The organism is Nocardia sp. NPDC004718 (assembly GCF_053601535.1).
Genome location: NZ_JBSGCA010000008.1, coordinates 66577 through 87522 on the forward strand (window position 1 = coordinate 66577; position 20946 = coordinate 87522).

A 20946-nucleotide genomic window follows, 5' to 3' on the forward strand; every position below is an offset into this window, starting at 1 on the left:
TCGGTCAGCGCCGCTCAAGCATTACCGCCGAGCACGATGAGCAGGAACAGCAGCGCGAAGACGATCATCAGGACGGTGCCGATGACGCCGAGAACGTAGCCGACCAGCACCTGAGCGCGACCACCGTACGCGCCGCCGGATTCCTCGATCTGGTTGAGCGCCCGCCGTCCCAGCGCCCACGCCACCGGCCCCAGCACTCCGCAGCAGAGGACGCTCGCCGCGCCGAGAAACAACACCGCCGTCGCATTCGGATGCTCGACCGGCGCGCCAATGGGCTGATTGGGTATCACCACCAGCCGAATTCTACTGGGCTCTTCCGCCTCTCCGGGTTTTTAGGCCGTACGGGTCGGAGATCAGGCCCGACGTTGGCGGGCGACTTCGGAGAGCACCACACCGGCGGCGACCGACGCGTTCAACGATTCCACCGGGCCCGCCATCGGAATCGACAAGATCGAGTCACAGGACTCCCGCACCAGGCGGGACAGTCCTTTGCCCTCCGAGCCGACCACGATCACAGTCGGCTCGCGACCGTCGAAATCGTCCAGCGTGGTATCGCCACCGGCGTCCAAGCCCACGACCTGAATGCCCTGAGCCGCCCAATCCTTCAGCGTGCGAGTGAGATTGGTCGCGCGGGCGACCGGAAGCCGAGCGGCGGCGCCCGCGCTGGTGCGCCAGGCCACCGCGGTGACACTCGCGCTGCGCCGCTGCGGGATCAGGACGCCGTGGCCACCGAAAGCCGCCACGGAACGCACCACCGCGCCCAGATTGCGCGGATCGGAGATGTTGTCCAGCGCCACCAGCAACGCGGGCTCCGCGGCGTTGCGCACCCGGTCGAGCAGATCGTCCGGGTGGGCGTAGCGATACGGCGGCACTTGGAGAGCCACACCCTGGTGCAATCCGTTGGCGCTCAGTCGATCCAAGTCGGTGCGCGGCACCTCCAGGATGGAGATACCGGTGTCGGCGGCCAGCCGCACGCTCTCGGTCAGCCGGTCGTCGTTCTCGGTGCCGACCGCGACGTACAGTGCCGTCGCGGGCACGCCGGCACGCAAGCACTCGACCACCGGGTTGCGCCCGAGCACCAACTCCGGCCCGTCCTCGGTCTTGCGTCCGGCGGGCCGTGCCGCCGCGCCACGAGCGGACGGACGGCCCTGCGCGGCTTTGGTTTTCGCCGCCGCGCGCTTGGCGGCGGGATGCTTGGTTCGCATCTCCGCGGGCGGGGTGGCGCCACGCCCCTCCAGTCCGCGCCTGCGCTTGCCGCCGGAGCCGACCACGGCGCCCTTCTTGCTGCCGCTCTTGCGGACCGCGCCGCGGCGCTGCGAATTGCCTGCCATCACTTGGCCTTTCCGGATTGCGGCGCACCGAGCGCCCATTCGGGACCGCCGGCCGTATCGGTGACCTCGATCCCCGCGGACTGCAGACGATCGCGCACGGCGTCGGCGGCCGCCCAGTCCTTCGCGGCCCGCGCCTCCTGACGGCGGTCGAGTTCCGCACGCACCAGCACATCCAGAGCGCCGAGCGCGGCCGAGGAATCGCTCGGGGCGTACCAATGCGGATCGAGCGGGTCGACACCGAGAATGGCGAGCATGGCGCGCACCTGGCTCGCCAGGTCGCGCGCGGAGTCGATCGCGCCGACCTCCAGCGCCTTGTTCCCCTCGTGCACCGCGCGATGGATCTCCGCCAACGCCTTCGGCACCGCGAGATCGTCGTCGAGCGCGGCGGCGAACGCGTCGGTCCACTTGCCCACCGGGATCTCACCGGCCCGGTCCACCACCCGGTTCACGAACGCCTCGATGCGCTGATAGGACTGCGCCGCGTCGTGCAACGCCTTGTCCGAGTACTCCAGCATCGAGCGGTAGTGCGCGCTGCCCAGGTAGAACCGCAGTTCGACGGCCCGCACCTGCTTCAGCACGTTCGGCACGGAGAGCACGTTGCCCAGCGACTTGGACATCTTCTCCCCGCCCATGGTCACCCAGCCGTTGTGCAGCCAGTACCTGGCGAAGCCGTCACCGGCGCCCTTCGACTGGGCGATCTCGTTCTCGTGGTGCGGGAACACCAGATCCATTCCGCCGCAATGGATGTCGAATTCCGCACCGAGATAGAACTCGGCCATCGCGGAGCACTCCAGGTGCCAGCCGGGGCGTCCGGGGCCCCAGGGGGACGGCCAGGTCGGCTCACCCGGCTTGGCCGCCTTCCACAAGGTGAAGTCACGCGGATCGCGTTTGCCTTCGCCCGCGCTCTCGCCTTGATGCACGTCGTCGAGCTTGTGGCCGGACAGCTTGCCGTAATCGGGGTAGCTGACCACGTCGAAGTAGACGTTGCCCTCCGAAGCGTAGGCGTGACCGCGATCGATCAGCCGCTGCATCATCTCGACCATCTGCGTGATGTGGCCGGTGGCCCGGGGCTCCGCGGACGGCGGCAGCACACCGAGCCGTTCGTAGGCGCGATCGAAGGCGCGCTCGTGGGTGGCGGCCCACTCCCACCACGGCCTGCCCGCCTCGGCGGCCTTGGTCAGGATCTTGTCCTCGATATCGGTGACGTTGCGGATGAAGAAGACGTCGATGTCGTGCGCGAGCAGCCAGCGTCGCAGCACGTCGAACGCGACTCCGCTGCGCACATGGCCGATGTGCGGCTCGCCCTGCACGGTGGCGCCACAGAGGTACACCGAAGCACGGCCGGGGACCAAGGGCGCGAAATCGCGCACGGTCCGCGTGTCGGTGTCAAAGAGGCGCAGCGTCACGGCAGTCGATCCTAGCTGGTGTATAAGGTCGTTCGCGGACCGGCTCGGGTCCGTCGGAGCTGGATCAACGACAGGCTTGCAGCAAGGCCGTCGCCACGGCGGCGACGCCCTCGCCGCGACCGGTCAGGCCGAGCCCGTCGGTGGTGGTGCCGGACACCGACACCGGGGCGTCGAGCAGCTCGCCGAGTACCTGTTGCGCCTCGGCGCGCCTCGGCCCGATCTTGGGGCGATTGCCGATCACCTGCACCGCGGCGTTGACCACCTCGAAGCCCGCCTCGTCCAGCAGCCTGCGCACTTCCTTCAGCATCGCCGCGCCGGAGACACCCGCCCATTCCGGGCGTCCCGTGCCGAACACCGCGCCGACATCGCCGAGGCCCGCCGCGGACAGCAGCGCGTCGCAGAGGGCGTGCGCGGCGACGTCGCCGTCCGAGTGGCCCGCGCAGCCGTCGTCGCCGTCGAACAGGAGACCGGCCATCCAGCAGGGCCTGCCCGCTTCGATCGGATGGACGTCGCTGCCGATGCCGACGCGCATGGTCACGGCGTCACCGCCCGTCCGATGCCTGCGCCGTCGAGTACCGCGTCGGCGAGCCGGAGGTCGAGTGGAGTGGTGATCTTGAAGGCGAGCGGATCGCCGGGAATGGTGTGGACCGCGACGCCCAGCCGCTCGACCAGGCCCGCGTCATCGGTCGCCTGGATGCCCTCGGGCGCGTAGGCGGAGCGCAGCAAGTCGGCCGCGAAACCCTGCGGCGTCTGGATCGCGCGCAACCGGGCGCGGTCGGGCGTGCCGGTGACCGCGCCGACCGCGTCGACCGACTTGATGGTGTCGGCCACCGGGAGTCCGGGGACCACGGCGGGACGGCCCGCGCGTAGTTCCGCCGCGACCCGGGCGATGAGCTCGGGCGGCGTGAGAGCTCGGGCGGCGTCGTGCACCAGAAAATAGGCGGCGTCGGGCGCCGCGGCGATACCCGCCCGCACCGAGTCGATGCGTTCGGCGCCGCCGACGACCACCTGCACCGAATTCGTGGGCGGCAGCAGGGCAACGGCGCTGTCGACGAGTTCGGCGGGAACCATCACGATGATCCGCTCGACCGCGCCGGAGGCGATCAAGCCTTCGACGGCGAGCCGGACCATGGGTGTGCCGCCGACCGGGACGAACGCCTTGGGTGTGGATTCACCCAGGCGTACGCCGCGACCGGCGGCAGGCACCAGAGCAACGACGGGTCCGTCGGTGGAACGGACACCGTTGTCAGGTGTGTTCACGGTCAGGAAGCCGCTGCGAGGACCTCATCGAGCAGGGTCTCAGCCTTGCCGTCATCGGTGCCTTCGGCCAGCGCGAGCTCACCGACAAGAATCTGCCGAGCCTTGGCGAGCATGCGCTTCTCACCCGCGGACAGGCCGCGGTCCTGTTCCCGGCGCCACAGATCGCGGACGACCTCGGCCACCTTGTTCACATCGCCGGAAGCGAGCTTCTCGAGGTTGGCCTTGTAGCGGCGGGACCAGTTGGTCGGCTCCTCCGTATGCGGCGCACGAAGCACCTGGAAGACCCGATCGAGACCCTCCTGACCCACGACGTCACGCACGCCGACGTATTCGGCGTTCTCCGCGGGAACCCGAACAGTGAGATCGCCTTGGGCGACCTTCAGGACCAGATACTCTTTTTGCTCACCCTTGATGGTGCGAGTCTCGATTGCTTCGATCAGCGCCGCTCCGTGGTGGGGGTAAACGACGGTGTCTCCGACCTTAAAAATCATGTGTCCCGTGCCCCTTTCGATGTTCACAGTTTAACATGCGACTCGATAACGGCGCGATCAACTGTGCAGGTCAGGGCCACAACGAGGCAACCGTGGGGCTTGACAGATGCCAGGCTGTGTGCATTACGTTGTGCCAGAACGGGTTATCTCCCGGCTGGAGTCGGCGCCGCTCGCCGCCCACGCGTCGGCACCTTCGTGGCAACCTCCCGAAGTTCGATCGAACCGTTATCGACACGCCGGGTGTCGGCGCGGGCGCCCCGTGGCCCCGTCGCATGCACCCGGGCCGAACCCCGAGTTCGACCCGGCCCCCGCGCCCGGGCTCTCGAGGGAACTACTACGCTGCCTAGTTACTACGCTCCCGCGCGGAGCCAGAGCCCGGTCGACATGGAGGGACAACCCGTGACTGCCCTGAAAGCTGTGACCGCCCCGAAGGGGGCGCGACGTCGCATGGTGACGGTTGCCGCACTCGCCGCCGGAGCGGCGATCGCGCTGTCCGGCTGCGGCGCGGGCCAGATCGCGCAGACCGCCGAACAGGTCGCCGCCGTGAACGGCAACCACGCCGACGTGGGCCGCATCGCGCTGCGCAACGTGCACATCGTGTACCCGTCCGAGGGCAGCACCGCGTACAACAACGCCAAGGGCGGCAAGGCGCTCATCGCGCTGTCCATCATCAACAACAGCGAGTCCGTCCCCGACGAGCTGACCAGCATCACGACCGACCTCGGCACCGTCAAGATCACCCCCGCCTCCGGCAAGTCGGTCGTCGAAATCCCCCCGCAGCAGACCGTCGTCGCGGCGAGCCAGCCGGTCAAGCGCGAGGCCGCGCCGACCACCACCAGCGCCGCGCCGACCACGAGTGCCGCCGCGCCCACCTCCGCGCCGCGCTCCGCTACGCCGACCACCACCGCCGGGTCGCACGGGTCCCCGGCCGCCGCCGAGGACCCGGAGGCCAACCCGATCCTGATCGAGATCACCGGACTGACCAAGGACATCGTTCCCGGCCTGACCTACAACGTCTCGTTCAACTTCAAGCAGAACGGCACCGTCCAGGTCCAGGTCCCGGTCGACGCGGGCCAGCACACCGAGCGCCACGAGTCCGACAAGTCGGGCCCGGCCGAAGCCGAGCACACCGGCGGTCACTGAGGCTGTGTTTGATTCGCAGCGCCTGCGGCACTGCGTGTTCGCTCGTAAGACTCGCGCCCTGCACACCGACGCCACGTCTTCCGAGCGAAGCGAGACCGAGCATCCGCCGTTCGCAGGCGCTGGAAGTCGAACACTGTCGGCCCTGGTGCGTATGGTGCCCGTGTGGCAAAGACCAAGCCGACCTTCCGCTGCTCCGCCTGTTCGCATGAAGTCGCGAAATGGGTGGGCAAGTGCCCCGAATGCCGGGCTTGGGGCACCGTCGACGAAGTAGTCGCCGCGGCGGGTGCGGTCGGGTCTCCTGGGCGCAAGGCGATGTTGCCGAGCACCGCGGCCGCGCCGATTTCGCAGATCGATTCCAAAGTCACCAGGGCACGGCCGACGGGCGTCACCGAGTTGGACCGCGTGCTCGGCGGCGGGGTGGTACCGGGATCGGTGGTGTTGCTGTCCGGCGAGCCTGGGGTGGGCAAGTCGACGCTGCTGCTCGAGGTGGCGCATCGCTGGGCGGCTCAGCGCGACGAGAAGTCGCTGTACGTCACCGCCGAGGAGTCGGCGGGGCAGGTCCGGCTGCGGGCCGATCGCACCGGCGCGGTGCACGACCGGGTTTATCTGGCGGCGGAATCGGACCTGTCGATCGTGCTGGGACACGTCGAGCAGGTGCGGCCGACCCTCCTGGTGGTCGATTCGGTGCAGACCATGCTCGCCCCGGAGGTGGACGGCGTGATCGGCGGCGTCACCCAGGTGCGCGAGGTGACCGCCGCACTGACTTCGCTGGCCAAGGTGAGCGGGATCGCGGTGCTGCTGGTCGGGCACGTCACCAAGGACGGCAACGTCGCGGGCCCGCGCACGCTCGAGCACCTGGTCGACGTGGTCCTCCAGTTCGAAGGCGACAAGAACTCCACGCTGCGCATGGTGCGCGGCATCAAGAACCGCTTCGGCAGCGCCGACGAGGTGGGCTGCTTCGAGTTGCACGAGGACGGCATCGCCTGTGTCGACGACCCGTCCGGCCTGTTCCTGCATCATCGAACGGATTCCGTGCCCGGCACGGCGGTGACCGTGGCGATGGACGGCAAGCGTCCGCTGGTCGGCGAGGTGCAGGGCCTGACCGTGAAGACCGAGATTCCGCAGCCGCGCCGCGCGGTGAGCGGTCTGGACTACAACCGGGTCGCCATGGTGCTGGCCGTCCTGCAGAGCCGCGGCCGGGTGTTCCTCGGAAAGAGCGACGTCTACGCCGCGACGGTCGGCGGCATGCGCCTGGTCGAGCCGTCCGCCGACCTCGCCATCGCGCTCGCCATCGCCAGCGCCGAGTCCGACGTCCCGATCCCCGCGGGCTGGGTGATCCTCGGTGAGGTCGGACTCGCCGGCGAGGTCCGCAAGGTAACCGGCCTCAACCGCAGACTGGCCGAAGCCGAACGCCTCGGCTTCACCACCGCTCTGGTGCCCCCCGGCCTCGCCCCGGTGAAAAGCACCATGAAGATCCACGAGGTCACCGACCTCCGCTCCGCCATCCGCATAGCGGGCCTGCGCAAACTACGCGCCGCCCCCGAAGAAGCCGCAAGCTGATTCGACCCACCCGCCCTCGTGCGACCTACACCCGCCCGGCGGAGAGTGGACTGCCCAACGGCGTCCACCGCTCACGCGCCCACCTCACCGCATCCACGACTTTCGGGCGAAGCGAGACGAGCATCCGCCGTTCGCGGCCCGGCTCACGCGTGCCTGGCCACCGCGTACGTCGCGAGAGCACGCACCGCCACCAGCCCCACAACCCGCGCAGCGGGTAGCGAGCTTCGATACCGACGCCCCCAGCGCACCCCGACCACGCCTTTCGAGCGAAGCGAGACCGAGCCTGTTCCGTTCGCGGCCCGGCTCGCGAGCCATAAGAGGGCCGCGAACACGCCGCGCGAAGGCGCGGCGAATCAAACCCAGCTCAAGCGATGTTGAACGGCTCGGCCGTGCTGCGTACCGAGCCCAATTGCGCGACCACGCTGTACGCACCCGGTGGGACTTGGACGCGTTCGCCCGCGCAGTTGGGCTGGGATGTGGTGCCCGACCAGGTCACCGTGAACGCGGCCTGCTCGCCGCGGCTCATCGTGCGGACGTCGGGCTGGCCGTCCGGGTAGCAGTCGGTGCTCGACCACAGGCGCCGCTGGCCGTCGAGCGTGTGCACCGACACCTGTTGCAGGCCGGAACCCATATCGCGAGTGCAGGCCACCGCCGAGATGTTGGTGATGACGATCCCGAACACCGGCTGCTCGCCGGTCTTGTAGGTGGGCTGCTCGACGGTCACCTTGATCGCCAGAGATTGGTCCGGGCACGGGCCTGCCGCGACGCTGGTGGCCGCCGCGGAGGACTTCGGCGCGCCGGACTCGCCCGACGGCTTGGCCGCCGCGTCGGCGGACTTGGTCACGACCGAACTGGTCCCGGCGGCCGCGGTGTCACCGGGCGAGTCGCCGCCGCGCGCGACCGCGAGCACGACCCAGATCACCAGCGCCAGGGCCACCACGAGGATCCCGATGGCGAACACGCGTCGACGCCAGTAGATCTCCGGTGGCAGCGGTCCATTCGGTTCCAGCACGCCTCAACGGTAAGGGCACCATCGGGCGCATCGTCTCAGGGGCACGGCGTGTCGGCCGCCCGCACCCACGGGCGACGAGTACATTCCGCCGGCACGCTGGGCCGATGGCGGGCGCGCCGCGGCCTCAGACCACCTCGCCGATGTTGCCAACAACCCGTTGCAACTGCACTTTGCCCTCGGCCAGCTTGTAGGTGACGCAGGCGATGGCGCACTCACCGGTCGCGACCCGCTGCGAGATGATCATCGACCGCTGCATGAGCAGGCGGCTGGTCTCCACCACGTGCCTGGCCTCCATCTCGTCGACGGTGGACAGGCCTTCGCGCCGCCCGACCAGAATGGACGGCGTGACCCGCTCAACCACGCTGCGGATGAATCCGCCTGGCACCTCGCCGCCGTCGAGCGCGTCGATGGTGGCCTTCACGGCTCCGCAGCTGTCGTGCCCGAGCACTACGATGAGCGGCACGTTGAGCACCTGCACCCCGTACTCGATCGAGCCGAGCACCGAACTGTCGACCACATGGCCCGCGGTACGCACCACGAACATGTCGCCGAGGCCCTGGTCGAAGATCAACTCGGCGGCGACCCTGGAGTCACCGCAACCGAACAGGATCGCGTGCGGGTGCTGGCCGCTGACGAGTTTGGCCCGGTCTGCGGCGCCCTGGCTAGGATGCAGCAGCGCACCGCTGACGAAGCGCTCGTTGCCTTCGCGCAGGGACTTCCAGGCACTGATCGGGTTGGAATCCGGCATACCGACCATTGTGCAGGACGGTGACGGTTACCAGCGAGTTCGGCCGGTTACAGGCGGGCAAATACCGCCTGGCGGCAGTAGTACGGGGATGGTGAGGACAGTGCGGAACGGCGCACCGAACGGCATCGACGCCGACACGTTGCTGAACTGGTACGAGGAGACCGCGCGCGATCTGCCGTGGCGCCGCCCCGGCGTCACCGCGTGGCAGATCCTGATGAGCGAGATCATGCTTCAGCAAACGCCCGTGGTCCGGGTCGAGCCGATCTGGCGGGAATGGGTGGCGCGCTGGCCGGTCCCTTCGGCGATGGCCGCCTCGTCGCAGGCGGAAGTGCTGCGTGCCTGGGGCAAGCTCGGGTACCCGCGCCGTGCGCTGCGGCTGCACGAGTGCGCGAGGGTGCTGGCGAGCGAGCACGGCGACGAGGTGCCCGCCGACGTGGAGGTACTGCTCGGGTTACCGGGCATCGGCGCGTACACCGCGCGCGCCGTCGCCTGTTTCGCCTACGGACAACGCGTTCCGGTGGTGGACACGAACGTCCGCCGGGTGGTTGCCAGGGCGGTGCACGGGCGCGCGGAAGCGGGCAACCCGTCGTCGCGCGATCTCCCCGAGACCGAGGCGCTGCTGCCGCTGCGGATCGATCGCGCCGCGGTGTTCTCCGCCGCCCTCATGGAACTGGGTGCGACCGTGTGCACCGCCCGCACCCCCGATTGCTCGCGCTGTCCGCTGCCGAGCTGCGCGTGGGTCACCGCCGGGCGGCCGGTGAGCGAAGTGGTCCGCCGCACGCAGAAGTACGAGGGCACCGACCGCCAGGCGCGCGGTCGGCTGTTGGACGTGCTGCGGGCCGCGAGCGGTCCGGTGGAGCGGGTGCGCCTGGATCTGGCCTGGACTCGCGACCCGGGCCAGCGCGACCGCGCGTTGGACTCGCTGCTGGTGGACGGACTGATCGAACAGACACCCGGCGGGTTGTTCGCACTGGCGGGCGAGGGCGGGACTCCCGGGGCCGACAGCTGAACGCCGAGATGGATTCCTGCCCTAGCTGCCCAGTACCCGCCGCAGGAAGCGCTCGACCTCCGCTCGGTAGCGCTCCGGCTGGTCGTCGTGCACGAGGTGTCCCGCGCCGGGCACCAAGACATAGTCGGCGTCCGGATGGGCGGCGGCCATCTGCCGCATCTGCTCCGGCGGTGTGATGCTGTGCTCGCCCTCCAGCAGCAGGGCGGGCACCCGCACCGCATGCCAGTGCTGCCAGAAATCCCGCGTCCCCCACTCCTCGGAGATATCGCGGAAAGTGGTGACCGAGCCGTGCAGCCGGTATCCCTCCGGCCCGCGTTCGAAAGAGTTCAGGAAATATCGCCCGGCGACCGGCCCGAAGAAGGCCAGCACGGCTTCGTCGTCAGGGAACGGCTGCGGCCATGCCTCGATCATCGCCGCCCAGTGCGTCGCGGTGCGGCCGGTGAAATCCGGCGCGATGTCCTCGATCACCAGCGCCCGCACCCGGTCGGGGTGAGTCGCCGCGAACACCCAGCCGTGCAGCGCACCCATCGAATGTCCGATCACCACCATTGGTTCCTCGATCGCGGCGGTGCCTGCGGCGAGGTCCGCGATGAAGGCCTCGGTCGTCAGTTCCTCGGGCGCGGGCCTGCCGTGCCCGGCGGCGTCGAAGGTGTAGACGTGGCCGTGCTCGCGCAGCCAGTCCAGCTGGTCGCGCCAGGTGCGCGCGCTGCCCATCAGTCCGTGCAACAGCAGGATCGGCGCGCCTGCTCCGCCTTCGTCGTGCAACATCGGTTCGACAATACGAGGCACCGAGCATCTGCTCGGCATCAGCCGCTAGCTTGGACACATGGCTGTTGTGAAGATCAACGCGATCGAGGTTCCCGAGGGCGCGGGCCCCGAGCTGGAGAAGCGGTTCGCCCACCGTGCGCACGCGGTCGAGAACTCCCCCGGCTTCCTCGGCTTCCAGTTGCTGCGCCCGGTGGCCGGAGAGAAGCGGTATTTCGTGGTCACCCAATGGGATTCGGAAGAGTCCTTCGCGGCCTGGCGGGACGGACCTGCGCGCGAGGCGCACGCGGGCGAGCGCCAGAAGCCGGTCTCGACGGGTGCTTCGCTGCTCGAGTTCGAGGTCGTGCTCGACGTGGACGCGAAGCCCGCCGACTGAGTCCGGGGCTCACCGCCGGGCAGGCCCGCCTGCCCGGCGACTCGCCCGACGCCGTGGTACGCCCGTGCCGGACCCGGTTGACGCCGAGGGTGTGCGGGTGTCACAGTTCGAAGGACAAACGCGAGGGTGACGCGGTAATTCCGGTGCGAATCCGGAGCGGTCGCGCCACTGTGTTCCACGCACCGAGTCCGGTGCCGGAAAGCCAGACACCGGCACCGTCGCGCCACCACCCTACGGGACGCGTATCCCAAGGAGGACTCGAATGGCCATCGCGCATTCACCCAGCCGGGCAACCGATTCCCTGGCCACCGTGCTCGTCACGGTCGGTGTCGTTCTTCTCGCACTGCTCACGCTGTACCTGGTCGGTTTCGACCAGGGCGTCATCTCGCGCAGCGGGATGTACCTGCACGAGCTGATGCACGACGGACGCCACCTGCTGGGGCTTCCGTGCCACTGATCGGTTCGCTCCGAACACTGCTGTTGCGCGGCCTGCTGGCCGGTCTGATCGCCGGACTGCTGGCCGCCACAGTCGGTTATTTCGTCGGCGAACCCAAGGTGGAAGCGGCCATCGCCATCGAGGAAGCGCACAGCGAACACGCCGGAGCCCCTGATGGGCACTCTCACGGCGACCACGCCGAATCTCCTGGCGGCCATTCCCACGGTGACGAGGAAGAACCGCTGGTGAGCCGCGGCGGCCAGAAGTTCGGACAGTTTCTCGCCCTGGGGTTGGCCGGTCTCGCTCTCGGCGCCATCTACGCCTCGGTCGCGCATTTCGCGCGGCGCCACACCACGCTGTCCGGGCCGCGGCTCGCGCTGACGCTCGGTCTGGCCGGTTGGGCCGCGATCGTCGCGGTGCCTTTCTTCAAGTACCCGGCCAACCCACCGGCGGTGGGCGACCCGGACACCATCAACGAACGCACCCTGCTGTGGGTGGCGGCCGTCGTGCTCGGCATCGTGGCGGTCGGTGCGGCGGTGGCGGCGTTCACCGCGCTGCGCGCGCAACTGCCCACCTTCCGGCTGATCGGTGGCGTCGCCGCGTTCGTACTGGTCACCACACTCGGCTACGTCCTGCTGCCCGGCGTGAACGAGGTGAGCGCGGATTTCCCGGCCACCCTGCTGTGGCAGTTCCGGGTGGCGTCGCTGGCCGAGACCGCGACCCTGTGGGCCTGCCTTGCTCTCGGTTTCGCGGCGCTCACCGAGTTCGCGACGCGTACCGATACCCGGGTACCGGTAGCTGCCGCTACCGGGGAGTGATTCGCGTCCGGAAACATTGAGGCAGTGTCGGTCCCATGACCGGCACTGCCTTTTCCGTCCGGCCCGCTTCGCCGCGTGTCCACCCGGGTGGACCGCCGCGCGCCCTCGGCGTCGCGTTCGTCGCTCTGGTCGTCGCGTTGGTCGCGGGTGGCGCCGAGGCGATCACGCGAGCCGTCCGCGCGTTCTCGACTGCCGACGCGGCAAGCCTCGCGATGGGGTTGGGGTTCCGCGCAGCGCTCTACCTTCTGGTGCTGGCCGTCGCGGTGCGCATGACCTATGGTGACCGCTGGGCCCGCCTGCTGATCACCGTCGGCATCGGCGTGTTCGGCCTGCTGTCCCTGATCATCGAGCCGCTGGCCGCGGCCATGTCCGCGAACCAATTGCGCGATCTGGTCCGGGACGCCGCACCCGAGTCCTTGCTGCTCGCGACGTTCCGCACCGTGCACGTCACAGCCGTGCTGATCGCCATCCCGGCTCTCTACACCCGCCACGCCCGGCGCTACTTCCGCAAACGCTGACCGCGCCCGGCAGTTTCGTGCCCCGCACCTGTCACGGTACGGGGCACGAAGCCTGCGCGGACTACGCGAGGGCAGCGTCGAGGGTGATGTGGTCGACGCCGGCGAGGGCCTTGCTGACGGGGCAGCCCGCCTTGGCGGCCTCGGCGGCGGCCTGGAAGGCGTCGGCGTCGATGCCGGAGACGCGACCGCGAACGGTCAGCTTGATACCGGTGATCCGAAAGCCGCCCGCCGGATCGGGGCCGAGGGTCACGTCGGCGGTGACGTCCAGGCTGTCCGGGGAGCCGCCCGCGTTGCCGATCTGCGCCGACAGCGCCATCGCGTAGCACGAGGAGTGCGCGGCCGCGATGAGTTCCTCCGGGCTGGTGGTGCCGTCGGCCTCCTCGGCGGAGCGCTTGGGGAACGACACGTCGTACTTACCGACCCCCGAACTGGCCAGTTCGACCTGGCCCGAACCCTCCTGCAGGGTGCCGGTCCAGGCGGTACGCGCGGTACGTGTGGGCATCACGGTCCTTTCGCCGATGATCGTTTCACGATTCAGCACGAACCTACCCCGGCCGATTCGTCCCGGCCCACCTGTTCGCCGATCGGGTTCGACCGACGCCCCGCGCACCCGCGCCGCGCGGTAAAGCAGCGGCGCGCCAAACGGATCCGCGCGGAGTTCTACTCCGGATTCGTGATCCTCGCCAGCACTATGCCGCCGAGGATCAACGCCAAGGCCAGCAAGCGCCCCGCACCGAGCGGGTCCTTGTGGACGACGATGCCGAGGGTGATCGCGCCGAGCGCGCCGATGCCGGTGAACACGGCGTAGGCGGTACCCACCGGCAACGTCTGCATGGCGCGCGACAGCAGATACACGGCGGTGACGCCGAGAACGAAGCAGATCAGGGTCGGGACGAGCCTGGTGAAGTTCTCGGTCGGTTTGATGCTCTGCGACCAGACGATTTCCACCACTCCGGCGGCGGCGAGGACTACCCAGTTCACGTCAGTGCTCCCCGGCCAGAGCGCGCGCGGCGGCCAGAGCGCGGGCGTAGGACGTGTCGTGCTCGGCACGCAGGTGTGCCAGCGCTGGGTCCTGGCGGGAATTGGCTAGCTCCGCGTGCACGAAAACGGTGTCGGAAACCGCGAAATGGCCCGCGAAGAAGTCACGCAGGAAGCGCTCCTGATAGTCGTAGGCCGCTTTCGGAGCGCCGGGCGAGTAGGCGCCGCCGCGTGCGCTGGTCACGACGAACTTCCGGTGGCCGAGCGACATTCGCGGAAATGTCACCTGGTCCAGCCAGGCCTTGAGCGAAGCCGGAATCGAGTAGTTGTACATCGGGGTGCCGATCAGGATCACATCCGCCGCAAGCAACTCGGTCAGCAGGGGCTCGACGATCTCCCACGCGGCGGCATGTTCGGGAGTGCGCACCAATTCACCGATACGTTCGGCATCCGTGTTCGGCAGGGTGAGCACAGCGTCGCACAGCTGAGTCCACCCCTCCCCGATGAACGGCACCGGCTCGGCCGCCAGGTCACGGTAGTGGTAGCCGCCGTCCGGGTGCCGTGCGCGCCACGCGTCCGCGAAAGCGGCGCTCAGTTCCCGGCTGATCGACCGTCGCCGGGCGCTGGCATCCAGATGCAACAAGGTTCTCATGACCAACCTCCGATTAAGTGGACAAAGCGTCCGATTCCTTCCGAGATCGACGATACGACCAATATGGACAGATTGTCCACTTATTGCCGAATCGGCTACAGTCGGGGGCATGGAACCCCGATCCGACCTGCTCGCCGGTCACGGGCCGGACCGGTCGGCGACCCCGCCGGAACGCGCGGACGCCGCACGCAACCGGGCCAAAGTGCTCGCCGCCGCCGCGGAGTTGTTCGCCGCCCGGGATCCCCGCACGGTGACGATGGACGACATCGCGAAGGCTGCCGGCGTCGGCCGAGGCACCCTCTACCGCCGTTATCCGGACACCAACTCGGTGGCGGTGGCCCTGTTGGACGAACACGAGCGAGCGCTGCAAGAGAAACTGCTCTCCGGTCCTCCGCCGCTCGGCCCCGGAGCTCCCCCCGCACAGCGGCTGGCCGCGTTCTACGCCGCGATGGTCGAATTGCTCGATACGCACGCGCATCTGGTGCTGGGCGCCGAGATCGGCGGCGCACGCTTCACGACCGGTGCTTACGGCTTCTGGTACGCGCATGTACGAGGACTGCTGGTCGCGGCGGGCATGCGGGAACCGGACGCATTGGTCGACCCGCTGCTCGCGCCGCTGGCAGCGGAGGTCTACCGGCAACAACGTGAGCGCGGCTTGACCTCCGGACAGATCGCCCACGCGCTGCGAATGATCGCCGAAACCGTTCTCGCTCCAGGGTGATTCCCCGGATACCCCTCCTCGCTCACACCAGATCGCGTCTGCGCATCAGCCAAATCGTGCCGACCGCGAACAGCACCGAGTAGACGGCCAGCACGACCAGCGATTCCGTCCGCGAAAGAATCCGCAGCACACCGGGCGTGGCGGGACCGTCCACGGTGCGCATCGCTCCGGCCAGCGACCCGGCCGCCGTGCCCGGCAGATGATCGGTGACCACCTCGATCGCCGCGAAGATCCCGGCTACGCCGCGCAACAGGTTCTCCACCACCAGCACCCAGACCAGGCCGAGCCCCACCGCGAGCGCGGGCCCACGGGCGAGCGCGCCGATCAGCGCCCCCGCCAACGTCCACATACCGAGAATGGCTACGCCGGTGGAAATTCCGAGCAGCGACCGATCCAGTGCGGGCATGGTGAGCGCCTGCGACTGGGACGCCGCGATCAGCGCGGCGACCGCGATGTCGACGACGAATGCCGCACACACCAGCGCCACCACCACGGTCCCGAGATTCAACACCACCGCGGCGACCGCGTGCACGCGCGAAGGCCCTTGGGTGTAAACGGTTTTCCAGGTTCCCCAGCCGTATCCGCTGCCCACGGTCAGCGCGCCGAGGATGAGCATCAGCGCCCCGCCGAACATGGCCATGCCTTGGGTGAATACTTCGGGAACCGCCGCGGGCAGCATCTGTTGCAGCAATGCCTCGCGCGGCAGCCCGTTGGACATCCGGCTCGATTCTCCGGAGGTGTAGGCCAGATAGTTGAACAGATACGCGAACGTGAGGTTCAGCAGAATCCACGTTCCGAGAACGATCCAGAATGCCGGCCACTTTCGCAGCCGCAGCATCTCGGCATTCGTGCTCGCGATCAGGTCCCGGATCGCCATGCCGTTCATCGCGCCGCCTCCCATCGCGTCATCTCGAAGAACACTTCTTCCAGGGACTTCTCCTCGACCCGCAGCTCCAGGAGGTCCGCGCCCGCCGCCACGACCGCACGCGCCACCGCGGGCGCGGTGACGGTGTCCGACTCGATCCGGATGCCGCTCGCGGTCAACAGCGCCGAACGGTCACCCACCAGCTCGCGCACCGCGGGCAGGGCCACCTCCACCGGCTCGGCCCGCACCACCAGCGACGAGTTGCCGCGCAACTGCGCGACCGTCGCTTCGGTGCGCAGCCTGCCCTGCGAGATCACGCCGACCCGGTCACAGATCGCCTGGACTTCGCTGAGCATGTGACTCGACAGCAGCACCGTGCGTCCCTCGGCGGCCAAAGCGGTGATCAGCTCCCGCATTTCGGCCATACCGGCGGGGTCGAGGCCGTTGGTCGGCTCGTCCAGGATGAGCAGGTCGGGGTTGCCCAGCAATGCCGCGCCCACGCCGAGGCGCTGTTTCATGCCCAGCGAGTAGGTCCGGTACTTGTCCTCGGCACGGGCCGCCAGCCCGACTCGCTCGAGCGCGTCCTCCACCTCGGGGCGCCCGAGCCCGCGATATCCGGCGAGCACGCGCAGGTTGTCCCGGCCGGAAAGGTAGGGATAGAACCCGGGACCCTCGATGAGCACGCCGATCCGGCGCACCACCGCTGGATCGCCGGGCCGATGCCCCGCGACGGTGGCCGTACCCTCGCTCGGACGGATCAGCCCGGCCAGCATCCGCAGGGTGGTGGTCTTGCCCGCACCGTTCGGGCCGAGGAAGCCATAGATCTCGCCGTACGCGACGCTCATGCTCACGTCGTCGACAGCGGTGTGCTCCCCGTAGCGTTTGGCCAGCCCTCGGGTGACCACGATCGAATCTGCCATGCACCGAGAATCCGCCGCCGACCCCCTGCGGACATCCGTCGCCGGGCGACGATCCGCATACGTAACTGGAACGACGGATCGATCCGTGGCCGTAACGGATCAGCTGGTGCGGAGCAGCTTCCATGGTCTGCGAACCCCCGAATCGGTGCAATCTCCGCGAAATACGTTTCCAGGCGGACGTCGAATCACGACCGAGCCGCATAGGCTACGTGGGTGCGGGTGGCAGGGATGACAGATCGGAGTTCGGTCGGCTGGGATTGGGGCGTCGCGCTCGTCGTCGCCGCGGTTCAGTTGGTCGGAGGCACTTTCGCGAACATGCGGCAGACCGGGGTGCACTCCCTCGACGCGCTCGGTTACCTGCTCTTGCTGGCCGGCCCGGTGGCGCTGATCCGGCGGCGCGCGCAACCGCTGCCCGTGCTGATCGTCGTGCTCGCCGTGTGCCTGGCGTACCTTCTGCGCGGCTACGGATACGGCCCGATCTTCGTCTCGTTGGTCGTCGCCTTCTTGACCGCCGCGAGCAGCGGATCACGGTGGTGGACTTATCCGCTCGTCCCGCTCGGTTACCTGGCGCTGGTCTGGCCGCTGCCGGCACTGCTCGACCGCCCCGCGAACCTGTGGCAGGTGTTCGCGCTGATGGCATGGCTGGCCGTGCTGCTGCTGGTGGCCGAGGGCATCCGGCAGCGCAAGGCCGTGCTCGTCGCGCGCGGGCAGCGCGCCGAGGCCGCGCGCCGGGACGAGGAAGCGCAGCGTGAGCGGCGGGCCAGCGAAGAGCGGCTCGCCATCGCCCGCGAGCTGCACGACGTGCTGGCGCACAGTCTGTCGATGATCAACGTGCAGTCCTCGGTGGCGCTGGAACTGCTCGACAAGCGCCCGGAGCAGGCGGAGACGGCGCTCACGGCGATCAAGAACGCCAGTCGCGACGCCCTCGCCGAGGTGCACGCGCTCCTGCACACGATTCGGTCCGGAAGCGCACCCGCGGCGCCCAGCGAGCAATCGCCCACAGCCGAGGCGAATCCCGAGGAGACCGGCCGGACGACCGAGGCCGAGCCGCCGCCTGCCCCGCGTACCCCCGCGCCGAGCATCGGCGATTTGGACGACCTGTTGCAGCGCCCGCGCAGCACCGGACTGACCGTCACCACGCGAGTGCTCGGCACCCCGCAGCAATTGCCCAGCGTCATCGACGTGGCAGCGGCGCGAATCATCCAGGAGTCGCTGACCAACGTGCTCCGGCACGCACCCGGCGCCGACGCAACGGTGACCGTGCGCTACACCCCGGACTCGGTCGACATCACCGTCGACAACAGCCGCCCGGCCAGTGCCCCGTCGCGCTCCGGGAACGGCGGCGGCAACGGCATCATCGGCATGCGCGAGCGCACGCACGCCCTCGGCGGCGCCCTCACCGCGGGCCCGCGCCCCAGCGGCGGGTTCCGGGTCGCGGCCCGGCTGCCCACGCGAACACCCGAACCCGGCGCGGCCACGGCGTCACCGGGAGTGCCGAACCGAGGCGCCGGGGCGGCAGAAGCGGACCGGAACAACGCGGTAGCGCAAGCTCCGGACCAATACACCGTGGCGACGAGCACGCCGAGCCGCGGCGACGCGGCCGCGAGAAGAACCGAGCAGAGCGGCACGACATCGGACGCGCCCGATCAGAGTTCCGCGAAGGCTGCCGGGAATCGCACTCGATGACCACGGGCACGTCGAGCGCCACCGGCCCGAGCGAGAGCGAGTCGCGTGCCACACCGGACCGACCCGCCGATACGACCGGACGACCGAGCACCTCGGCCGGTCGCGCGCAGCGCTGACGCGATCGTCAGCCCACGGCAGAGGAGATCCGATGCACGACCACCACGATCCGGTCCCGGCACGCGCTCCATCCCGCATCCGGGTGCTGGTGGCCGACGACCAGGCGTTGGTGCGCGGCGGGTTCGTGGCGTTGCTGGATGCCCAGGACGGCATCGAAGTGGTCGGCGAGGCGGACAACGGGGAGCAGGCCGTGCGCATGACCCGCGACCTGCGTCCCGATGTGGTGCTGATGGACATCCGCATGCCCATCCTGGACGGCTTGGCCGCCACTCGCGTGATCGCCGAGGACCCCCTGCTGGCCGAGGTGCGCGTGGTCGTGCTGACCACCTTCGAACTCGACGAGTACGTCTTCGAGGCGATGCGCTCCGGCGCGACCGGGTTCCTGGTGAAGCACACCGAACCGTCCGATCTGGTTCGTGCCGTCCGGGTGGTCGCCGCCGGCGACGCACTGCTGTCCCCCGGCGTGACCCGCACGCTGATCGCGGAATTCTCCACACGCGCGAAAACGCCGCCGACGGCCACGCTCGCCGAGCTCACCGATCGCGAACGCGAGGTGATGACGCTGGTCGCCGAGGGTCTCACCAACGCCGAGATCGGCGAACGGCTCTACATGAGCCCGGCGACCGCCCGTACCCATGTCAGCCGCATTCTCACCAAACTGCACGCCAGAGACCGCACCCAACTGGTGGTCATGGCTTACGAATCCGGACTGGTCCGCCCCGGCTGGCAGTGAGCCGCCGATCGTTGCCCAGGGGCCGGACCGCTTCGCCGCACTGCCATGGAACCGGAATCAAACGACCCCGGCGCCCATCATCCGAATAAAGACGGCAGGACGGCGACCAGTCAGTGGCAAACCCGCGCCGAATTCCGGGATTCGCGGTCGGACCATCCGGCAGAATGAGCGTCCCGACCCTTCTTGCGCGTTCTTCGGCGCGCGACTACGGCCAGGACCAGGCACAGCCGCAGCCCAGTCCGAGATTCTTCCTCCTCGCGCGGCGCCAGCGCAGTGCGGCACGGTCCGACTTCTCCCGATATCAGCCGATAGCAATTTCTCAGCGAACATTAATTCGTCCGGTCTGATGCCGATTAGCAAATAACTGGTAAATCACCGCGGGCAGAGCCTTCGCACTCCGGACGTACGTATCCAGGCGTATTACGAGTGCCGACGCGCGACCGATGCCCCCGGCATGCCCTTCGGCGCAGTCTTTCGTCATGAATATTTTCACTCGACCCGAGGCCGTGAGTTTTGATCCCACCATGAGCATGACCTTCGGCATAGTTCTCACTCCGCGTTCGGGAGCGGACTGGGCGCGCGAGGCAGCCGCCGTCGAACAACAGGGCTACCGGACCATACTGCTGCCGGACACCCGGTTCACCCCCTCGCCGTTTCCGGCCCTCGCCGCGGCGGCCGCCGTCACCACCACCATTCGGCTGCGCCCGAACGTCCTCGCCGCACCGCTGCGCACACCGGCCGCCACGGTCAGGGAGACCGCGGCATTGCAGCTGCTGTCGGACGGGCGTTTCGAACTCGGAATCGGCTCGGGACGCCCGGACGCCGCCGCCGAAGCACAGTGGCTCGGCACGTCCTGGGGTTCGCCCGCGCGACGGCGCGCACAGCTGGTCGCCACCATCGCCGCCGTGCGGGCTGGAGTGAACCCCACCCCACCGGTCGTGGTCGCCGCCAACGGACCCAGAATGCTGGCGACGGCGGCGGAATTCGCCGACCGCATCCTGCTGGCCGCTGCGCCCGCGGCCACCGAGACGGAGCTGGCCGAGCTGGTCCGCACCGCCCGGGACGGTACCGACCGCACCCTGCGCTTCACCCATCAGGTGGTCGGCATCGGGCAGCGGCTACCGATCTGGACCGCGACGAAGCTCGGCCTGACCGCCGCCGCCCTCGCGGACGCGGGCGCGGCGGGCATGATTCCCGCGGAACCGGCCGCCGCCGCCGAGATCCTCGACCGACGCCGGGAAAAGTACGGCATCGACGAGGTGATCGTGCCCGGCGAACTCGCCGCTGACTTCGCACCGATCCTCGCCTACTTCGCCGACCACGATTGCTGACCCGGCGCAGCGAGCGACACCGCATACGAAAAAGCCCGTGCCCACAGGTGGGCACGGGCTTTTTCGGCGG

Annotated in this window: 25 protein-coding genes and 1 riboswitch; of the genes, 11 read left to right on the plus strand and 14 right to left on the minus strand. The window is 69.2% G+C overall.

Annotated elements, in window-relative coordinates:
* Positions 1 to 14 precede the first annotated feature (14 nt).
* The 6 genes from ACWEH3_RS08625 to carD all read right to left on the minus strand — a co-directional run bounded on the left by ACWEH3_RS08625 (position 15) and on the right by carD (position 4488).
* A complete protein-coding gene (locus ACWEH3_RS08625; RefSeq protein ID WP_450019780.1) occupies positions 15 to 293 on the minus strand; it encodes a DUF4190 domain-containing protein in 279 nt (92 codons plus the stop codon).
* A gap of 60 nt (positions 294 to 353) precedes the next feature.
* Positions 354 to 1331 (minus strand): 23S rRNA (guanosine(2251)-2'-O)-methyltransferase RlmB, encoded by a 978-nt coding sequence (rlmB, locus tag ACWEH3_RS08630; RefSeq protein WP_356963571.1) that lies wholly within the window; start codon positions 1329 to 1331, stop codon positions 354 to 356.
* Positions 1331 to 2737, minus strand: a complete 1407-nt coding sequence (gene cysS, locus ACWEH3_RS08635) for a cysteine--tRNA ligase (RefSeq protein ID WP_379250282.1) — start codon at positions 2735 to 2737, stop codon at positions 1331 to 1333. Before cysS ends, rlmB begins: the two co-directional genes overlap by 1 nt.
* A 64-nt stretch (positions 2738 to 2801) precedes the next feature.
* Positions 2802 to 3269 (minus strand): 2-C-methyl-D-erythritol 2,4-cyclodiphosphate synthase, encoded by a 468-nt coding sequence (ispF, locus tag ACWEH3_RS08640; RefSeq protein ID WP_062968866.1) that lies wholly within the window; start codon positions 3267 to 3269, stop codon positions 2802 to 2804.
* Between the two features lie 2 nt (positions 3270 to 3271).
* The gene (gene ispD / locus ACWEH3_RS08645; protein WP_450019777.1) at positions 3272 to 3997 is read right to left on the minus strand and encodes a 2-C-methyl-D-erythritol 4-phosphate cytidylyltransferase; all 726 of its coding nucleotides are present in this window, start codon (positions 3995 to 3997) and stop codon (positions 3272 to 3274) included.
* 2 nt (positions 3998 to 3999) lie between these two features.
* Complete coding sequence (carD, locus tag ACWEH3_RS08650; protein ID WP_011206964.1) at positions 4000 to 4488, minus strand: RNA polymerase-binding transcription factor CarD; 489 nt, start codon at positions 4486 to 4488, stop codon at positions 4000 to 4002.
* Between the two features lie 417 nt (positions 4489 to 4905).
* Here carD and ACWEH3_RS08655 point away from each other — a divergent pair, with 417 nt between their 5' ends.
* Together ACWEH3_RS08655 and radA are read left to right on the plus strand one after the other, a co-directional pair.
* Entirely contained in the window at positions 4906 to 5631 is a 726-nt protein-coding gene (locus tag ACWEH3_RS08655) for a hypothetical protein (protein WP_450019896.1), read from the plus strand.
* Between the two features lie 162 nt (positions 5632 to 5793).
* On the plus strand, positions 5794 to 7191 hold the full coding sequence (gene radA / locus ACWEH3_RS08660; protein WP_450019775.1) for a DNA repair protein RadA: 1398 nt from the start codon (positions 5794 to 5796) through the stop codon (positions 7189 to 7191).
* A 364-nt stretch (positions 7192 to 7555) separates the two neighbouring features.
* Here the strand turns inward: radA and ACWEH3_RS08665 are convergent, their stop codons facing one another.
* Together ACWEH3_RS08665 and ACWEH3_RS08670 are read right to left on the minus strand one after the other, a co-directional pair.
* Positions 7556 to 8203, minus strand: a complete 648-nt coding sequence (locus tag ACWEH3_RS08665) for a hypothetical protein (protein ID WP_450018176.1) — start codon at positions 8201 to 8203, stop codon at positions 7556 to 7558.
* Positions 8204 to 8327: 124 nt separating this feature from the next.
* Positions 8328 to 8951, minus strand: a complete 624-nt coding sequence (locus ACWEH3_RS08670; protein ID WP_450018174.1) for a carbonic anhydrase — start codon at positions 8949 to 8951, stop codon at positions 8328 to 8330.
* 88 nt (positions 8952 to 9039) lie between these two features.
* Between ACWEH3_RS08670 and ACWEH3_RS08675 the strand changes: the two genes are divergently transcribed.
* Positions 9040 to 9960, plus strand: coding sequence for an A/G-specific adenine glycosylase (locus ACWEH3_RS08675; protein WP_450018172.1), 921 nt, complete (start codon positions 9040 to 9042; stop codon positions 9958 to 9960).
* 21 nt (positions 9961 to 9981) lie between these two features.
* On the opposite strand, the gene ACWEH3_RS08680 is transcribed toward ACWEH3_RS08675, so the two are convergent.
* Positions 9982 to 10728 carry an alpha/beta fold hydrolase gene (locus ACWEH3_RS08680; protein WP_450018170.1) on the minus strand — a complete coding sequence of 249 codons (747 nt, stop codon included), beginning with the start codon at positions 10726 to 10728 and terminating at the stop codon, positions 9982 to 9984.
* 58 nt (positions 10729 to 10786) lie between these two features.
* Between ACWEH3_RS08680 and mhuD the strand changes: the two genes are divergently transcribed.
* The 4 genes from mhuD to ACWEH3_RS08700 all read left to right on the plus strand — a co-directional run bounded on the left by mhuD (position 10787) and on the right by ACWEH3_RS08700 (position 12873).
* A complete protein-coding gene (mhuD, locus tag ACWEH3_RS08685; protein ID WP_355076719.1) occupies positions 10787 to 11101 on the plus strand; it encodes a mycobilin-forming heme oxygenase MhuD in 315 nt (104 codons plus the stop codon).
* 80 nt (positions 11102 to 11181) lie between these two features.
* Positions 11182 to 11333, plus strand: a riboswitch (cobalamin riboswitch).
* Between the two features lie 30 nt (positions 11334 to 11363).
* The gene (locus ACWEH3_RS08690) at positions 11364 to 11558 is read left to right on the plus strand and encodes a CbtB domain-containing protein (RefSeq protein WP_039794710.1); all 195 of its coding nucleotides are present in this window, start codon (positions 11364 to 11366) and stop codon (positions 11556 to 11558) included.
* The gene (locus ACWEH3_RS08695) at positions 11549 to 12355 is read left to right on the plus strand and encodes a CbtA family protein (protein ID WP_450018167.1); all 807 of its coding nucleotides are present in this window, start codon (positions 11549 to 11551) and stop codon (positions 12353 to 12355) included. Before ACWEH3_RS08690 ends, ACWEH3_RS08695 begins: the two co-directional genes overlap by 10 nt.
* Positions 12356 to 12390: 35 nt before the next feature.
* Positions 12391 to 12873, plus strand: coding sequence for a hypothetical protein (locus ACWEH3_RS08700; RefSeq protein WP_450018165.1), 483 nt, complete (start codon positions 12391 to 12393; stop codon positions 12871 to 12873).
* A gap of 61 nt (positions 12874 to 12934) precedes the next feature.
* Here ACWEH3_RS08700 and ACWEH3_RS08705 read toward each other — a convergent pair whose 3' ends face one another.
* From ACWEH3_RS08705 to ACWEH3_RS08715, 3 genes are all read right to left on the minus strand, one after another.
* Entirely contained in the window at positions 12935 to 13375 is a 441-nt protein-coding gene (locus ACWEH3_RS08705; RefSeq protein ID WP_450018163.1) for an OsmC family peroxiredoxin, read from the minus strand.
* Between the two features lie 158 nt (positions 13376 to 13533).
* Positions 13534 to 13854, minus strand: coding sequence for a DMT family transporter (locus ACWEH3_RS08710; RefSeq protein ID WP_355081674.1), 321 nt, complete (start codon positions 13852 to 13854; stop codon positions 13534 to 13536).
* Position 13855: 1 nt separating this feature from the next.
* A complete protein-coding gene (locus ACWEH3_RS08715; RefSeq protein WP_450018160.1) occupies positions 13856 to 14503 on the minus strand; it encodes an FMN-dependent NADH-azoreductase in 648 nt (215 codons plus the stop codon).
* Between the two features lie 109 nt (positions 14504 to 14612).
* Between ACWEH3_RS08715 and ACWEH3_RS08720 the strand changes: the two genes are divergently transcribed.
* A complete protein-coding gene (locus ACWEH3_RS08720) occupies positions 14613 to 15224 on the plus strand; it encodes a TetR/AcrR family transcriptional regulator (RefSeq protein WP_450018158.1) in 612 nt (203 codons plus the stop codon).
* Between the two features lie 22 nt (positions 15225 to 15246).
* Here the strand turns inward: ACWEH3_RS08720 and ACWEH3_RS08725 are convergent, their stop codons facing one another.
* Positions 15247 to 16110, minus strand: a complete 864-nt coding sequence (locus ACWEH3_RS08725; RefSeq protein WP_450018156.1) for an ABC transporter permease — start codon at positions 16108 to 16110, stop codon at positions 15247 to 15249.
* Positions 16107 to 17009 (minus strand): ABC transporter ATP-binding protein, encoded by a 903-nt coding sequence (locus ACWEH3_RS08730; protein ID WP_450018154.1) that lies wholly within the window; start codon positions 17007 to 17009, stop codon positions 16107 to 16109. Before ACWEH3_RS08730 ends, ACWEH3_RS08725 begins: the two co-directional genes overlap by 4 nt.
* A gap of 228 nt (positions 17010 to 17237) precedes the next feature.
* Here ACWEH3_RS08730 and ACWEH3_RS08735 point away from each other — a divergent pair, with 228 nt between their 5' ends.
* From ACWEH3_RS08735 to ACWEH3_RS08745, 3 genes are all read left to right on the plus strand, one after another.
* Positions 17238 to 18695, plus strand: a complete 1458-nt coding sequence (locus ACWEH3_RS08735; RefSeq protein ID WP_450018152.1) for a histidine kinase — start codon at positions 17238 to 17240, stop codon at positions 18693 to 18695.
* Between the two features lie 148 nt (positions 18696 to 18843).
* Positions 18844 to 19545 carry a response regulator gene (locus tag ACWEH3_RS08740; protein WP_450018150.1) on the plus strand — a complete coding sequence of 234 codons (702 nt, stop codon included), beginning with the start codon at positions 18844 to 18846 and terminating at the stop codon, positions 19543 to 19545.
* 524 nt (positions 19546 to 20069) lie between these two features.
* The gene (locus ACWEH3_RS08745) at positions 20070 to 20876 is read left to right on the plus strand and encodes an LLM class flavin-dependent oxidoreductase (protein ID WP_450018148.1); all 807 of its coding nucleotides are present in this window, start codon (positions 20070 to 20072) and stop codon (positions 20874 to 20876) included.
* Positions 20877 to 20946 lie beyond the last annotated feature (70 nt).

Bases quoted from the DNA above. Each gene is read 5' to 3' on its own strand.
- ACWEH3_RS08690 (WP_039794710.1), top strand. From the start codon at position 11,364: ATGGCCATCGCGCATTCACCCAGCCGGGCAACCGATTCCCTGGCCACC.
- ACWEH3_RS08735 (WP_450018152.1), top strand. From the start codon at position 17,238: ATGACAGATCGGAGTTCGGTCGGCTGGGATTGGGGCGTCGCGCTCGTC.
- ACWEH3_RS08700 (WP_450018165.1), top strand. From the start codon at position 12,391: ATGACCGGCACTGCCTTTTCCGTCCGGCCCGCTTCGCCGCGTGTCCAC.
- ACWEH3_RS08715 (WP_450018160.1), bottom strand. From the start codon at position 14,503: ATGAGAACCTTGTTGCATCTGGATGCCAGCGCCCGGCGACGGTCGATC.
- ACWEH3_RS08680 (WP_450018170.1), bottom strand. From the start codon at position 10,728: ATGTTGCACGACGAAGGCGGAGCAGGCGCGCCGATCCTGCTGTTGCAC.
- ACWEH3_RS08745 (WP_450018148.1), top strand. From the start codon at position 20,070: ATGAGCATGACCTTCGGCATAGTTCTCACTCCGCGTTCGGGAGCGGAC.
- ACWEH3_RS08705 (WP_450018163.1), bottom strand. From the start codon at position 13,375: ATGCCCACACGTACCGCGCGTACCGCCTGGACCGGCACCCTGCAGGAG.
- ACWEH3_RS08720 (WP_450018158.1), top strand. From the start codon at position 14,613: ATGGAACCCCGATCCGACCTGCTCGCCGGTCACGGGCCGGACCGGTCG.
- mhuD (WP_355076719.1), top strand. From the start codon at position 10,787: ATGGCTGTTGTGAAGATCAACGCGATCGAGGTTCCCGAGGGCGCGGGC.
- carD (WP_011206964.1), bottom strand. From the start codon at position 4,488: ATGATTTTTAAGGTCGGAGACACCGTCGTTTACCCCCACCACGGAGCG.
- ACWEH3_RS08740 (WP_450018150.1), top strand. From the start codon at position 18,844: ATGCACGACCACCACGATCCGGTCCCGGCACGCGCTCCATCCCGCATC.
- ACWEH3_RS08730 (WP_450018154.1), bottom strand. From the start codon at position 17,009: ATGGCAGATTCGATCGTGGTCACCCGAGGGCTGGCCAAACGCTACGGG.
- ACWEH3_RS08670 (WP_450018174.1), bottom strand. From the start codon at position 8,951: ATGCCGGATTCCAACCCGATCAGTGCCTGGAAGTCCCTGCGCGAAGGC.
- ispF (WP_062968866.1), bottom strand. From the start codon at position 3,269: ATGCGCGTCGGCATCGGCAGCGACGTCCATCCGATCGAAGCGGGCAGG.
- ACWEH3_RS08725 (WP_450018156.1), bottom strand. From the start codon at position 16,110: ATGAACGGCATGGCGATCCGGGACCTGATCGCGAGCACGAATGCCGAG.
- ACWEH3_RS08675 (WP_450018172.1), top strand. From the start codon at position 9,040: ATGGTGAGGACAGTGCGGAACGGCGCACCGAACGGCATCGACGCCGAC.
- rlmB (WP_356963571.1), bottom strand. From the start codon at position 1,331: ATGGCAGGCAATTCGCAGCGCCGCGGCGCGGTCCGCAAGAGCGGCAGC.